General features: G+C 33.1%; 9 protein-coding genes and 1 CRISPR repeat array. Of the genes, 5 read left to right on the plus strand and 4 right to left on the minus strand.

Annotated features, from left to right (window positions below):
* Positions 1–9 precede the first annotated feature (9 nt).
* Positions 10–3,039 (minus strand): SusC/RagA family TonB-linked outer membrane protein, encoded by a 3,030-nt coding sequence (locus ACGK9U_RS09240; RefSeq protein WP_394466088.1) that lies wholly within the window; start codon positions 3,037–3,039, stop codon positions 10–12.
* An 829-nt stretch (positions 3,040–3,868) separates the two neighbouring features.
* Between ACGK9U_RS09240 and ACGK9U_RS09245 the strand changes: the two genes are divergently transcribed.
* The 5 genes from ACGK9U_RS09245 to cas2 all read left to right on the plus strand — a co-directional run bounded on the left by ACGK9U_RS09245 (position 3,869) and on the right by cas2 (position 6,948).
* Entirely contained in the window at positions 3,869–4,192 is a 324-nt protein-coding gene (locus tag ACGK9U_RS09245) for a hypothetical protein (protein WP_394466089.1), read from the plus strand.
* Positions 4,193–4,376: 184 nt separating this feature from the next.
* On the plus strand, positions 4,377–4,862 hold the full coding sequence (locus tag ACGK9U_RS09250) for a transcriptional regulator (RefSeq protein WP_394466090.1): 486 nt from the start codon (positions 4,377–4,379) through the stop codon (positions 4,860–4,862).
* A gap of 15 nt (positions 4,863–4,877) precedes the next feature.
* Positions 4,878–5,528, plus strand: coding sequence for a nucleotidyl transferase AbiEii/AbiGii toxin family protein (locus ACGK9U_RS09255; protein WP_394466091.1), 651 nt, complete (start codon positions 4,878–4,880; stop codon positions 5,526–5,528).
* 215 nt (positions 5,529–5,743) lie between these two features.
* Positions 5,744–6,628 carry a type II CRISPR-associated endonuclease Cas1 gene (gene cas1 / locus ACGK9U_RS09260; RefSeq protein ID WP_394466092.1) on the plus strand — a complete coding sequence of 295 codons (885 nt, stop codon included), beginning with the start codon at positions 5,744–5,746 and terminating at the stop codon, positions 6,626–6,628.
* Positions 6,619–6,948, plus strand: coding sequence for a CRISPR-associated endonuclease Cas2 (gene cas2, locus ACGK9U_RS09265; protein WP_394466093.1), 330 nt, complete (start codon positions 6,619–6,621; stop codon positions 6,946–6,948). The genes cas1 and cas2 overlap by 10 nt, the downstream gene beginning before the upstream one ends.
* A gap of 247 nt (positions 6,949–7,195) precedes the next feature.
* Positions 7,196–9,199: a CRISPR direct-repeat array (repeat unit 36 nt; unit sequence AATATCGTGTTTTCTAATCTTTAATCAAACCACAAC).
* 41 nt (positions 9,200–9,240) lie between these two features.
* Here cas2 and cas9 read toward each other — a convergent pair.
* From cas9 to mobB, 3 genes are all read right to left on the minus strand, one after another.
* Entirely contained in the window at positions 9,241–12,693 is a 3,453-nt protein-coding gene (cas9, locus tag ACGK9U_RS09270; protein WP_394466094.1) for a type II CRISPR RNA-guided endonuclease Cas9, read from the minus strand.
* 222 nt (positions 12,694–12,915) lie between these two features.
* A complete protein-coding gene (locus tag ACGK9U_RS09275) occupies positions 12,916–14,355 on the minus strand; it encodes a type IV secretory system conjugative DNA transfer family protein (protein ID WP_394466095.1) in 1,440 nt (479 codons plus the stop codon).
* On the minus strand, positions 14,352–15,386 hold the full coding sequence (gene mobB / locus ACGK9U_RS09280) for a MobB family relaxase (protein WP_394466096.1): 1,035 nt from the start codon (positions 15,384–15,386) through the stop codon (positions 14,352–14,354). Before mobB ends, ACGK9U_RS09275 begins: the two co-directional genes overlap by 4 nt.
* Positions 15,387–15,388: the final 2 nt, after the last annotated feature.

Below are 15,388 nucleotides of genomic sequence, written 5' to 3' on the forward strand. Positions count from 1 at the left end.
TTTTTTAAGTTAAAGGCCTAATTGGACACCTAATGTCATTTGACGTAATGGTGGTAAAATTATTTGCGATGATTGCTCAGGATCTGGCCCATCATATCCTGTAATAGTCAATAGGTTCTGTCCTTGTAGATAAACACTTAAATCCAACCCTTTGCTTATTTTTTTAGGGATTCTATAAGTAATGGAAATATTTCTCAAACGAATAAAAGATGCATCGGAAACCGCTGCACTACTTTCACGTTGATAGTCTATAATATTGAACACACTGGGGTCTAAACCAGATACTGCTCTCATAACAGGTTTATTATCTCCTTCTTTTTGCCAACGATCCAATAGTGCAACTGGACCATTTACGTTAAAACCTGGAGCATTTATGGTAGCAATTGAGTTGAACGCCATTTGCTTCTTAAATTGGAAAAAGATATCCAAGCTAAGATTTTTATAACTTAAAGTATTGCCTATACCTCCATAGAATTGGGGTGCTAAATCCTCTATCCAGTTCTTATCATTTAAACTGCTTATCTTATCATCTTGATTATAGTCTTCAAATTGATAAATACCTGTATCTGAATCGACTCCCAAAGCGTGATATAAATGAATAATGCTCAATGGTTGTCCAATAATGTACCTGTTGGCAAAGGTGGATGTTTCAAGTCCGAGGAATTCAACCAACCTGTTTTTTGGAAGGGTGATATTAAAAGTCGCTGTCCATTGTAAATTTTCCCCTTGAATGTTTTTTGTCTGTAAATCAAACTCAAAACCAGTATTTTCAACGGTAGCATCAAAGTTAGCTGTTAAACTTTTAAAACCTGTTGTTGCCGCTAAAGGGGTTCCAATGAGTTGATTGGAGGATCGGTTTTGGTACCAAGCTGCGTTCAATAGCACTCTATCTTTAAAGAAACCAAGTTCCAAAGCTATTTCCAGTTTTTTGTTTACCTCCCAGCCAAATAGTGGATTAAATATTCCTGTAGGTTCTATTATTGTTTTGCCGTTATAGTTAAAACCTGTAACGCTATAAGTGTCCAGAAATTTATAGTCGCCTATGTTATCGCTTCCAGTGGTTCCATAGCTCCCACGAAATTTTCCAAAACTGATGAATGGGCTCTGTTTTAAAAATACTTCTTCGGAAAACAACCAAGCAATTCCAATAGCGCCAAAATTACCAAACTGTTTACCTGGGCCAAAACGGGACGACCCATCACGACGTCCAGTAAGGTTAAAAATGTATTTCTCATTCCAACTAAAATTGATACGTCCAAAAATGGCCTGATAGTTATACTGGCTTTCGGAATCCTCTCTTACTTCTAGTTTTTTTGCAGCGGAAAGGTTCATTAATAAATTGTTGGTTGGAAAACCTGTCCCTTTTTGCACCAATTGGTCTGTGGACTGTTGTTGGAACGTTGTACCTACCAATATATTCAGATTGATATTGCCCCATTGTTGTTTCCAGTGCAACTGTGGTTCAATAATCCAAGAACTTCGGGTTGCACTGTTGGTGGTTATCGATGAATAATTCTCGGCCGTGTATCCAAGCTTGGGATTTCTGGAAGTACTTGGCAATATCCTATAGGAGTCCAATTCATATTTGTTGAATCCCAAATTGGTCTTAAACTCCAAATTGGGAATCAACTGATAAGTAACCAATGCATTGGACATAAGCGTATTGATTTTGACTTGATAGTCTTCTAGCAATGAAGCTAAAGGATTGTTCCATGTATTGTTTTCCCAATTTAAGTTGCCTATTTCATCATAGATTGCTGGGGCATTGGGGATCAGTGTGTAGGCCAGACCTGTAAAATCTGTTCGTGGCATCTTGTTATGTTCTTGGGTATAGAGGGTGGTCATATTGATTTTAAAGTGTCCATCAATTGATTGATGGTTGATGTTATTTTGAACCGATGCTTTTTTGTAGTTAGAATTTCCTGGAAATACCGTAGTTTCTTTTTGGTAAGCACCACTGATTAAAAACTGGGTTTGGGAACTGCCCCCAGAAACCGAAAGCTGCAATTTATTGCGGTAGGCCGTACCTCCTATCAACTCTTTTTGCCAGTCGGTATAGCGGTTTTGATCCCATGTTTTAAGATCAGGCCAAACAAAATCAAAAGCAGGATTTTCCAGAAACGCCTCAAAGCCCTCATTCATGATACCTTCTTTTCGAACTTCCAGATATTGTTCGGTATTCATTAAATCCAAAAAATGAGATACTTGTCCTAAAGTATTACTCAGGCTTGCCTGAAACCTTGTTTTACCAACTTTTCCTTTTTTAGTGGTAATCAATACTACACCATTAGCAGCTCTTGCTCCATAAATAGCGGTAGCATCCGCATCCTTTAATACTTCTATACTTGCAATATCTGAAGGGTTGATAGCATTTAATGGACTTATATTTGCAGCATTTATACCCACTGCTATATCTATCGATGCCAAGGACTGCCCGCCGAAAGGCACCCCATCTACAATATACAAAGGCTCTGTACTGCCATTTATAAAGTTCTTGCCCCTAATCTCGATGCTATACCCGGCTCCTGGCACGCCCGTATTCTGTACAATATTAACTCCAGTGAGGTGGCCTTGCATGGCAGCTAATGGATTATTGACAGGCTGTTTCTCAATGGTCTTTGCTTCTAATTTGGAAATATTTCCTGTACCCTCTCTCTCTTTTACGGTGTAATAGCCAGCATTGACCTCTACCGTGTTTAAAGTGGTTATGTCAGTTTCCAATCGGACGTTTAATAGGGTGTTACCTTGTGTCGAAATTTCCTGAGATTTAAAACCCAAAAAGGAATATAGCAGTACGTCATCTTCATTTACTAAAATATTATAAGAACCGTTAAAATCGGAGACCGTTCCTTTTTGTGTCCCTTTAATAAGAATAGAGACACCTACCAATGGCACCCCATGAATATCGGTAATAGTACCGTGGATTTCTGATTGTTGAAAGGAGACCGTTTCCAATGCATTTGAAGAAAAAGAAATGATAAAAAGACATATCATACAGTATAGAAGTTGCCTACCTGTACATATTAGATTATTTTTCATAATTTTGAATTAAGTTTAACATTAGGTTGTTGAATTACTGCCTCCTTCATGACCGTGCAAAGTTTACTGGGAGGCTTTTTTGTGTTTTGTTTAAATCATAGGCAATCCATTTTTAAGATTAAATTGGGAATGCATCCGCCTTAACCTATAATTATAAGGCAAGACGGACTGTTCCCTCTGACTAACTCAATTATAAACTACAAAAGACTAGTTATAATGGTTTAAGGTGCTATTATGTTCGGATACAAAAAGGAGAATAAAAGTAGTAATGGGATAAAAAAAAGATAATTATCAATCCGAAATCAAGGTTGCGTGCATCCCACACCAAAGTATTTATATCGGGTTCTTAGGCTTTTTCTTAAAGAGAATATCGAACACAGTAAGTTCTAACACGTAAAAGTGTTGTAAAAAACCTAGTGGCTTTTGTTTACAGTTCTTGTGTAGCATACGCTTTTTGGATTAAACCTATTAAGCAATGCTTCTTAAAAAACGATGATGGAAACGCTAAGAATAAACTGAGAAGTGTCTTTTTTATTAAAATAAAAAGACGTGGAGCTCAGCTTACTGCATCAGAGGTACTGGTATACCGAGGAACAATAAGTGAGCCCACGTCCCGAGCCGTGAGCATCTTACTTATCATCTCGTTCCTATAAAATTACCAGTTTTCTGATACGAGATTCAAAGCGAAGGCTTCAATATTTTATTTGAAGTATCGCAAATATATAACTATTAGGACAAACATTATCCTATATAAAAACCAAATATAGGAATTTAATTCGGTACGCCAAAGCGTACCGATAATTTTATTTGGAAATGGTTAATTGCATTAATGAAAAAAGCAAAAGAAGAGGTCTTAAAAATTAAAATAGCGATTAGCTTATGTAAACTTCTCGAAAAGAGAAAAGTTACATTTGTTTTTCAAGAAGAAGATATAGCTAAAAGTTATAATAAAATTGCTTTAGAAGCTGATATTAGAAAAGCTACTGTTTCTGACACATTTAATGGACTAACTATGCCAAACTTTTCAACATTAATTTTAATAATTGAGTCTATGGGATTTAAATTAGATGATTTTTCTGAAATATACTATTCCATAAATGAAAAGGAAATAAGTGAATTTATGTCAAAAACAAACAAAACTCCTAATTTCTAAAAATCACCAACTATTTTTGGCATCATTACCTACAATTATTCAAAATACTCGCCTAGGACAAAGCATTTAAATAGTTTAAAACTACATATATCGCAAATCGCAATATGAAATATGGTAATACAATGTATTACTTTATAAGGTAATTTAACATTAAAATGTAAACAAAAATGTTTATATTTGTATCATGAACAAATTTATAGAAAAATACAAGGGTATTCACCCAGGTTTTATCTTGGAACGTGAGTTTAGGAAACGAATGATCCGTCAACGTCCTTTTGCCTTGTCTATAAATGAACATCCTCAAACCCTTAACGCCATTACCAAGGGCAAAAGAAACCTTAATACTTCAATAGCTTTAAAGATTGAACATGAACTAGACATGGAAGAGGGCACATTAGCTCTTTTACAAACGTATTACGATATCGATAAAGAAAAAAAAGCACGAAATTTGAGAATTCCAAACCTTTCTATTTTAAGAAAATCGTTGTTTTGGGATACCGATATATCTAAAATTGATTGGGATAAGCAATATAAAGCTGTTATCCAGCGAACTTTTGAGCGAGGTAATGAAGAAGAAAAAAATGAAATACGTCGCTTTTATGGCTCTAAAAAAGTTGACATTGTCTTACATTCAACAACTCGTAAACCATATACCGTTTCGCATATATAATCATAAAATAAGCACATGTTATATTACAATACGGTAAACGAATTGCTTAAAGAAGTTTTGCTTAAACTTATAAATGCCAAAGAATTTAAAACATTCAGGTTAGTCGGTGGTACTGCTCTAAGCCTAAGACTAGGACATAGAGAATCTATCGATATAGATTTATTTAGTGATGCTCCTTATGGCTCTCTCAATTTTAAAGAAATTGATAATTACCTAAATATAAATTTCTCATATGTTGACCACTTAAAAAATATAGATCCTGGTTTAGGTAAATCATATTTTATAGGTCATTCTAATAAAAACACCATAAAATTGGATGTTTTTTATACTGATGATTTTATACAACCTGAATATATAGAAGACACCATTAGAATGGCTACAATTGAAGAAATCATTGCTATGAAGATAGACGTCATTCAACGTGGAGGCAGAAAAAAAGATTTTTGGGATTTACATGAACTCTTTAACACATATGACATTGAAAAAATGTTACAATTACACAAACAACGTTATCCCTATGCACATGATCCCGAAATAATACTTAAAAACTTTATAAATTTCACTCAAGCCGATGATGACTTTAACCCTATTTGCCTAATGGGTAAACATTGGGAGTTTATAAAGGAGGATATTATAGAAATTATAAGTGCTTATACTTCAAAATAGGGAGTAAAAAAATCTATAGTTCATTGATTTTGTAAAATATATAAGTAATTTTTCCGGTCTTAACAGGACATATCTCTCCACACCTCTAAAACGTTGTATATCACATATAAACTTAAAATTATACAATATATAAATCTAAATTATTATATTTATTAATCCCTTTTAATGAATTATTAATTAGCAAAATTAGTACTTACTGTTAATTTCAATAATTCATGATTAAAAAAACCCTTCTATTCACAAACAAATGTTCTGTATCTACAACTAATAAACAACTTGTAATATCTTCCGAAAACAGAAATAAAACAATACCAATTGAAGATATAGGGTATGTAGTAATTGACCATAATGAAACTTATATTAGCATTCCTGCACTTAACGAATTAATAAATAATAATTGTGCAGTCATTATTTGCGATAGTAAACATTTCCCAAATGGCATGCTATTAAACCTAAACAGCCATAATATTCAACAGGAAATATTTAAACACCAAATAGATGCCAGTGCACCATTAAAAAAACAATTATGGCAGCAGACTGTTATTGAAAAAATTAAAAACCAAGGTATCTTACTAGAACAGATAACACAAACAAATAACAAATTTGAATATCTAGCAAGTAAAGTTTTGAGCGGAGACACATCTAACATGGAAGCTGTTGCTGCTAACTTTTATTGGAAAGCTTTTTTTGAAATAGATTTTAAAAGAGAACGATTTGGTGATTACCCTAATAATTTTTTAAATTATGGATATGCCATTTTAAGAGCTGCAACTGCCAGAGCTTTATCAGGTAGCGGACTTCTCAATACATTAGGTATTCACCATAAAAGTAAATATAATGCTTTTGCCTTAGCAGATGATATCATGGAGCCTTTTAGACCGGTTGTAGATGAAATTGTCCATCATATTATGGAGCATTTTGATGAACAAGAACTTACTACTGAGATAAAATCTGAAATTCTTTCGCTTCTTACTAGAACAGTTTATTTTAAAAATGAAAAAAGTCCATTAATGGTAGCTTTACAAAAAACCGCTAGTTCTTTACAACAATGCTATAGTGGCAAACGCAAAAAAATTAAATATCCAAAACTATGGAACTAAATGGATATAGAATTATGTGGCTATTTGTATTTTTTGATTTACCAACCGAGACTGCTAAAGACCGTAAGAATGCTGCTGGCTTTAGGAAAAACATTATGAAAGATGGTTTTACAATGATGCAATATAGTGTTTATATGCGCCATTGTGCCAGTAGTGAAAGTGCAGATGCTCACGAAAAACGTATTAAAAAATTGCTCCCTCCCTTTGGAAAAGTAAGTCTATTAAGAATAACTGATAAGCAATTTGGTAATATCATGAATTTTTGGGGTCGTGCAGAAGCACCTAAAGAACCGCAACCCACTCAGTTAGAACTATTTTGATACATATTTATTAAATTATTTTGAATCAGTAAAATTTAGCAAATCTAGAGAGGTGAAGATAGCTAAAACGTCTTTAAATAGCGTTATTTTAATAATTAACCTTGTAACCGTCGCCTTATGAATAGTCCAAAGTTTTTTTGTAAATAAAAAAATGCCCCAATCTTGCCTTATCACTGCAAAAAAGAAGCATTTTTTTAAACGATATTTTAATTTAATTATTTGAATATTAGAAGATAACAAGCCAACTAATATCGTGTTTTCTAATCTTTAATCAAACCACAACCAACCATTAAAAAAAGGTAGATGCGTAGGAATATCGTGTTTTCTAATCTTTAATCAAACCACAACGTACTTATCGGATAATGATTTTAGAAAAGAATATCGTGTTTTCTAATCTTTAATCAAACCACAACGGTCTGTGTACCAATTTGTAATATCCTCCGAATATCGTGTTTTCTAATCTTTAATCAAACCACAACAAGCCCAATCATAAATATTTTTACGTTTAGAATATCGTGTTTTCTAATCTTTAATCAAACCACAACGTAAAAGAGCGTAAAGAGATTTTGCGCGAAATATCGTGTTTTCTAATCTTTAATCAAACCACAACGTTAATGCTGCATCAACTTGTTTTTGTGTAATATCGTGTTTTCTAATCTTTAATCAAACCACAACTACGGTATTGTTTTTATATAAATAATTAAAATATCGTGTTTTCTAATCTTTAATCAAACCACAACTAACTTGGTCTTCAAATGATTTTTCACTTTAATATCGTGTTTTCTAATCTTTAATCAAACCACAACCAATCACCAACACTTTTTTAATGTTATGAAAATATCGTGTTTTCTAATCTTTAATCAAACCACAACTGTTCGTGTGCGTCGTCTTATGCTCGCGGAATATCGTGTTTTCTAATCTTTAATCAAACCACAACAGTTCCCAGCGACGCCAAAAAACCGCGCGAAATATCGTGTTTTCTAATCTTTAATCAAACCACAACGTATAAAAATCCATAACGTAGCCGTTGCCGAATATCGTGTTTTCTAATCTTTAATCAAACCACAACCTACCATCTACATACCAACGGTGTACATCGAATATCGTGTTTTCTAATCTTTAATCAAACCACAACACCAATAAGCGCAATCAAACAATGGATTGAAATATCGTGTTTTCTAATCTTTAATCAAACCACAACTATTGTGCTTGCCAGCTTGCAGGGTTACTAATATCGTGTTTTCTAATCTTTAATCAAACCACAACTCTACTTGCTGCTATACTACACAGGTTATCAATATCGTGTTTTCTAATCTTTAATCAAACCACAACAAGTCAGGTGCTATGGATTTTATGTTCTCAATATCGTGTTTTCTAATCTTTAATCAAACCACAACATAATATGCGTGTTACTATGTATTGTAAGCAATATCGTGTTTTCTAATCTTTAATCAAACCACAACAGCTACAATAATGGAAAAACGCATTTCTTAATATCGTGTTTTCTAATCTTTAATCAAACCACAACTATCGTAACCTTCTGAAATGTGCATGGTAAAATATCGTGTTTTCTAATCTTTAATCAAACCACAACAGTGTTTTTGTGTACGTTGTAACAATTAAGAATATCGTGTTTTCTAATCTTTAATCAAACCACAACGGTCGTCGTGGGCAATCTGCAAAATCAACTAATATCGTGTTTTCTAATCTTTAATCAAACCACAACAGTAATATTGCTAATTTTAAAGAATGTAAAAATATCGTGTTTTCTAATCTTTAATCAAACCACAACGGCATGATGTTTTGTCCATCTTGCACACCAAATATCGTGTTTTCTAATCTTTAATCAAACCACAACAACGGTCGTGTTCTTGTTGACGCAATTGTAATATCGTGTTTTCTAATCTTTAATCAAACCACAACAGGTCCACGTATTCTATTTGCGTTATCCAAATATCGTGTTTTCTAATCTTTAATCAAACCACAACATCCCTCTAATAAAACTTTATAGCAATTTAAATATCGTGTTTTCTAATCTTTAATCAAACCACAACCCGCTGTTTACACGCGCAAATAGTTTATCAATATCGTGTTTTCTAATCTTTAATCAAACCACAACCCGTATTGAAAGCGGGCTAGAACCCATTAAAATATCGTGTTTTCTAATCTTTAATCAAACCACAACACGCCTTTACATCGTTGTAAAGTTGTTGATAATATCGTGTTTTCTAATCTAGAATGTCAAAGAACTTTATTAATTTATATGTAATTCCGATTTTAAAATAATTACAATTAAACTTTCATTATTTTTCCTGAAACCGAAATTTTTATTTTTATTGGATTAAATGTAAACCAACCTGTTTTACCTTCCCCAAACCCTCTTATTTGTTTATAATCATTATCTGTAATAGTAGATGATGTGTGTTTTCTAAAGAAATAGTCTGATGATGTCAATTTCTGCACTCTATAAAGATGTTCCTTCAACACTTCATAATTTGGATTAATCCAATCTATTTCATCTTCATTAAAGCCTAACAAAAACATATCGTTTATATGTAGCGTAGTAATTATTTCTTTACCATTAATGGGCAATTTATAAATTGGTTCACCTATTCTTTTTCTTTCAACAACTGTCCAGAAGGTAACAACCTCTTCTTTTAAGTTTTCTTTATCGTCTTTATAAATTAATACATGATGATTTTTATTTGGGTCAACATATTGTTTAATAGAATCATTTAATCGTTCTGCTTTTCCTAAAACTTTCTTTACTCTTACTTTCTTAATAGGAACAGGATTTCTTTTAATACCGGTAGGTTCAACTTTATTTAATCGTTGATATCTTTTACCTTCATTTGGCATAAAAAAAGTTGTCTCTTTAAGAATTTTATCAACTTTAACCTTAATTAACTTTTGTTTTAATCTATCAAGATTTTTTTGTTTTGAAATCATATTATTAAAAAAGCATTTCTCATCTTCATTAAAATCTTCCAAAACTTTGTTTATTATTACTTTCTTTAAATTATCATCTATAATACTCGTTAATTGAGAAAAACTTAAATTATTTATATCAACTCTATAAACATATTCATCTGGATTACAGCTCTTGTTTTGACCATAAATAGTTTCTAAATGCAATTGTCCACGAGCTGCAACCCCAGTATTTTTATGCTTTTTACCATTTTTTTCAGTGACATGTGTTCTAACTGTAATATCACTAGAAACTCTCTTATGAGAAACCAATATACTTTCTACAGCTTTTTCAGCATCATATCTAAATGTTTCCCAAGGCATAGGAAACTCTTTTAAATCATAATTTCTGCTATATCTATTCCATTTAGCCAATTCTTGAACATAAGATACTTTTGTACAAGCCATAACCAATGCATCAATAGCATGATGTCTATGGTCTTCACGAGTTTTTGCATTATCAACATTTAAAATAGAATTCAAGCCCCATTTCAATCTTAAATTAGAGGTTGCTTGTCCAGGAGAAACATTTACTTTATCACAAATTCTTGATAGATAATTTTTAGCCTCTTTGCTTATATAACGTGTATCATTTAACTGCCTAGATGTAAAATCATCATCAAATTTTTGCTGTACAAAACGTTTGAATTTTTGATAGGAATTTGGATATTCTTTTGTGTCTGAAAACAATTTTAAAGCACGCTCTTTTATAGTAGCCCAGTTTCCTTCATCACTTCCATAATACTCATAAGGTGTTTTATTTCCTTTTAAAATATTTTCTTTAGCATAACACAATGTTTTATTTCCGAAACTATCATTTAATGAACGACTCCATGGATGAATATGCTCTATCTGTACTTCACCAGAAAACAATTGTGTAACAGAAATTAGATTACCTGTATAAGGACAGGTTTTTTTACATTCTTCCCATAGTTTATAAAGTAATATATTATCATGTGTAATTCGTATACTATTCTCCAGCAATCTATCTTTTACCCTATCATTTTCACGCTCTAATCGTTTTTGGTCTCTACGGATTTTATTACGCTGTGATTTTGATGTTTTTAAATCACGTGCCATTTCCACTTTTATTTCATCAATTTTTCCGTATTCATCAATTAATTCATTTACTAATTTTCGCAACTCAAATAAAGCTGTAATCACAATAGGATTCTTAATAGATTGAATTTCTTTATCAGCTTCCTTTCCTACTGGTAATTTTTCTAACAATTCTGAGATATCAATAGTTGCAGAATGATGATATAATTTTTTCAGATGATTTTCAGTAACATTATATTCTTTAAGAAGAATGTTTTTTATAATATCTATAAAACCGCCTTTAGTTTTAGAACGTACAATACCTTCCACATTATCAATTAAAAAACTTCTTTTATCATCTGATAATTTTTCCCAATCTGCTCCAAAAACATTTTTAATACCACCTAAAACTACAGCCACATCATAAGTATAACCCATTTTTAAAAAGGGTAAAATATTAGAAATCGCTTTTCTACTTAAATTGGCATAACCATCTTTAACATTAAATTTGGAGATTGCTTCAGCTTGCTCTTCATTAAAGTTCCAATTTTTGACGGCATAGTCTTTTAAGTTTGATTTACTATCAAAAAAATAAAGTACATGCCAAATATCTTCTTGTTCTTTATCTGTAAACTCAAACCATTTTTTACCAAAGTATTTTTTATTTGATAGGTTAGATATGGAATGCGTTCCAACTATTTTGTCGTCATCTTTATAATTAAATTTGAATTCCGCACTTTCCTTACCAATTACTTTTCTAATTTTTTTGAAATCTGGTTTTTCATTAGCAAATAGAAATTCGACTATCTTTTCTTTTTCCTCTTGAGAAATCTTCCAGCCATTATACTCAACCGTATTAACCCATTGCCAAACTCTAAATTGCTCAAATGGAATGGCACTAATTGGACATTTTGTTTTGGATGGTTCAAATGAGCAATTACCCACTAAATGCTTTTGGGAACGCAAAGGTCGCTGATGAAATAAAATGCCATCTTCTTTATAACCATCAATTTTTCTTCCTCCAAATAATGTTTTTAAACCTTCATTAAAATTAGTATGAAATTGACTTTGTTTATTCCAAATTAATTCAAACTCATCCACATACATTTTACGGGTGGTGTATCTGTTTCTGATTCTTTCCAGACCATCCTGAAAGGGCTCATTCTCACTCGGATAAATTTCAAAAAGGTAAGAGCCAAGAGTTTTTCCTTGAATTTTATCCTGTGTTTCTGTAATGCCAATTTTTCCTTCCTTTGAATTTCCTTTAAAAATAGCACCATCATCACTCCCCCCTTTTCTACTATTACTTAAAAAGCCACGCCTTTGAATTAGGTGATAAAAAATTCTTCCTATTTCTTCTAAAGTTAATTTTTGATTTAAAGCTTTATGCCGTAATTCATAAGGGTTCAATGCAAACCATAACGCCAACTTTTCAGTTGGAAATTGCTTTGTCTTTTTCCATATCTTAAAATCCTCTTCATCCAAGGGACACATTTTACACTCTGAAAGTGATTTCAATAATACCTTCTTTCTTAAACGCTTTCTAAAAAATTGCCTTCTTACTCCCCTTGCTCCAGTTCTACTTGCATTTTTGGACATCTCATTATCTCCATCACCTAAATTTTCCACACCCATAGGGAAAATTCTACTACCAATTCCCAGTATTTTATTTTGCTCATCTTCAATTAAAGCCCAACCTATACTATTTGTCCCTAAATCTAATCCTAAAATTTTTGCCATCTATTTAGTTTAAAGCTTAAATATAACACTATTACTAAAATAAAAAAATACGTACAAATACGTATTTTTTTATCAAATATTTTTATTACTTTTGGTATAGATTAATATTTCTAATCTTTAATCTTATCACAATAAGGCTATATGCCGTAGATGAAAATCTTAAGTCCTGCTTCGGTGGGACTTTTTTTATTATCTGAAGTAGTCATTTAAGGTTCAAACCTACTAATTGTTAAATAATATAGCTACCTCATAAAACAATCGTTCAAATTGAATCTTAAATTCTAATTCTGTATAGATTATTTTATTCTCTGGTTTAACCTTTTCAATACTCTGCAACTTAAACTTTACCTTTCTATCTTTACCATCCGCAAACGCCACAAACTCACCCTGTTTCAATGCAAAAAAGATACTGGCACGTCGCTTCGAAACCTCCTTTTCCCCTTTAGTAATACGGCTATCCAACGTCAATCCACTACTTCTACTAATACTTCTGGTTGGTATTTTAATGAGTTCAAAAAACTGCTCATAGTATTTTGCTGTGTCAGGGTCATTCACTTTTCCAAAGAACTGATAGGACAAATTACTCAATATAGCTTTACTGGCTTTATCGCCGTAGAGCATATCATTCTGTATTTTATCCTGCATCACATAAACGGTGGCAATATCATAACTTCTTAACGTTGCTGGGATGCGGTGCATGTTTAGAAGCTTTATAGTTGGTGCTTCTTCCATAAGTACAAAGGCGCTTTGTTGGTTTCTAACGCTCATCTGTTTGATGACCGTGTGCATGATGGTTGCGATAATAGGCGCATATGCCGATTCGTATTTGGGATTATTGACAATGGAAATAACTCCTGGATTGTCTGCGTTATTGATATTAAGCGGCACTTCATCTTCAGACAAGACCATAAACAACTTTTGTGAGCTTATTTTTTTAAAGGCATTGGCCAAGGTGCTTTTCACGCCTGCCGTTTGTTTTTCAGATTCGATGCCATTAATAAAGGCACTCGCCATACTTTTGGAAGTTAAGTTGGAACTTAAAAAAGCCACGAGTTTCTTGGTATCCATACTCTGAAATACCGCTATAAGATGGGGCAAGGTGCAAAGTTTGGGATAGTCCGTTTTTAGTTTCCAAATAAGTCCTGCTAATAAGCCTTCAACTGCATCATTAAAAAAACGTGTGGTGGCGTTCATGGATTCACCCTGTTCCAATAGATTTTCAATGAGAACCCGTGACAGTTCATTGACACTCTCTTCATTGGGCAGATATCGTGGTGCTATGGGGTTGACCTTAAAATAAATGGTATCAAATGAAATAGTATAGAATTTTATTTCTGGGTTTTTACTGAACAAGGGATAGGCGATTTCGGTGAGTTCAAAATCCTTATAGTCGTGGATGATTCCACAGAATTGATGTTTGCTGAAATGTTGCAACAAATTAAAAACCACGGATTCGGTTTTACCACTACCAGCAGATCCAATAATGGATACCCCACGTTTGACATTTTCTATTTTTAACTTTCCAGACTTCAATTTAAAATGTACCCGATATTTTTTATGTATTGCCTTATGGTCATTTTGTAACAATACGTATAAAAGCATCCCTACCAGGAGCATTCCTAAAAAGACATACAGGTCGATATGTTGAACCCCTAGCATCATATCCCAATAGAGCCTGATTCCATGGCTTTACCCATACCATGTTTTAATTGTTTTATAGCCTTCATTACAAGTTGAACCTTATTGGTTGGGATGTTCATAAGCGGTGTGCTGAGTCCTGCTTTACCGAGTATTTTAAAAGCAACCGCTTTTTCATTGGTTGGCAAGCCCATGATACTCGCATAAAATTGTTGTGGCTGCTTTGTAAAAGTCTTTCTTGCCTGATAGGTTTCTACGTAGTTACGTTTATAGGCAAACTGTTTATCAAAAGTAGTTTCCGCATTTTTATAGAAGGCATCCCTATCAAACCCACGCTTAACGGTTTTGCCGTTTAGTTCTACTTCCGAAGCTTTGTACTTGCTACCTGGTGATATGCTGTAGCGATTCGATTGGTCCTTTCTACTGACGATGATATGGATGTGGGATTGCGAGCCTTCTTTTGCCATACCCTGGGTGATCATCTGGCCATTACTTTTATGGGGTGCTTCCCTTTCCAATTGTTTGATTTGCCGTTGCTTTTCTGAAATACCCCCTGTTGGTCTGCCATTTTTAATCTGTTGTATCTCGTTTTTTAGGGCTACTATTTTTTTATGGTAAGGCGCATTTTCCTGAATAGCTTTATCCGTTCCTTTATAGCTTCTCTCATGCTCAATCTTAGCAAAGTATTTGATATCATCAACATGTATAGGCCTACCGTTGATCTCACGATTAAACGATGCAGCATAACTTTTCATGACCTCTCGGGTATATTGTTTTAGTGCTTCGGAATGGTTTTGAAGTTGTTTCAATTCATACTGGCTTGGGTTTAGGGTAATCGAATAAAATTTAGGTTCGTTCTTTTTGAGTTTTGCTGTATTACCATCTATCTCATGGATGACTTGCTTACTGGAAATAGCATCCCCATGTTGGTTAAAAAAAGGTTCGATATCCTCGACGGATTTATCCTCATTTTCCTTTTCCAAATAGGCTACGAAATCGGCAACGGATGCTGTGTAATTATCACCCAATTTTTGCGGTGTTATGGTTACATACATAA

Source organism: Mariniflexile sp. HNIBRBA6329, from assembly GCF_043558645.1.
In the GTDB taxonomy this organism is placed as follows: domain Bacteria; phylum Bacteroidota; class Bacteroidia; order Flavobacteriales; family Flavobacteriaceae; genus Mariniflexile.

Coding starts and splice junctions, on each gene's coding strand:
- ACGK9U_RS09240 (WP_394466088.1), bottom strand. CDS start 3,039: ATGAAAAATAATCTAATATGTACAGGTAGGCAACTTCTATACTGTATG.
- ACGK9U_RS09245 (WP_394466089.1), top strand. CDS start 3,869: ATGAAAAAAGCAAAAGAAGAGGTCTTAAAAATTAAAATAGCGATTAGC.
- ACGK9U_RS09250 (WP_394466090.1), top strand. CDS start 4,377: ATGAACAAATTTATAGAAAAATACAAGGGTATTCACCCAGGTTTTATC.
- ACGK9U_RS09255 (WP_394466091.1), top strand. CDS start 4,878: ATGTTATATTACAATACGGTAAACGAATTGCTTAAAGAAGTTTTGCTT.
- cas1 (WP_394466092.1), top strand. CDS start 5,744: ATGATTAAAAAAACCCTTCTATTCACAAACAAATGTTCTGTATCTACA.
- cas2 (WP_394466093.1), top strand. CDS start 6,619: ATGGAACTAAATGGATATAGAATTATGTGGCTATTTGTATTTTTTGAT.
- cas9 (WP_394466094.1), bottom strand. CDS start 12,693: ATGGCAAAAATTTTAGGATTAGATTTAGGGACAAATAGTATAGGTTGG.
- ACGK9U_RS09275 (WP_394466095.1), bottom strand. CDS start 14,355: ATGATGCTAGGGGTTCAACATATCGACCTGTATGTCTTTTTAGGAATG.
- mobB (WP_394466096.1), bottom strand. CDS start 15,386: ATGTATGTAACCATAACACCGCAAAAATTGGGTGATAATTACACAGCA.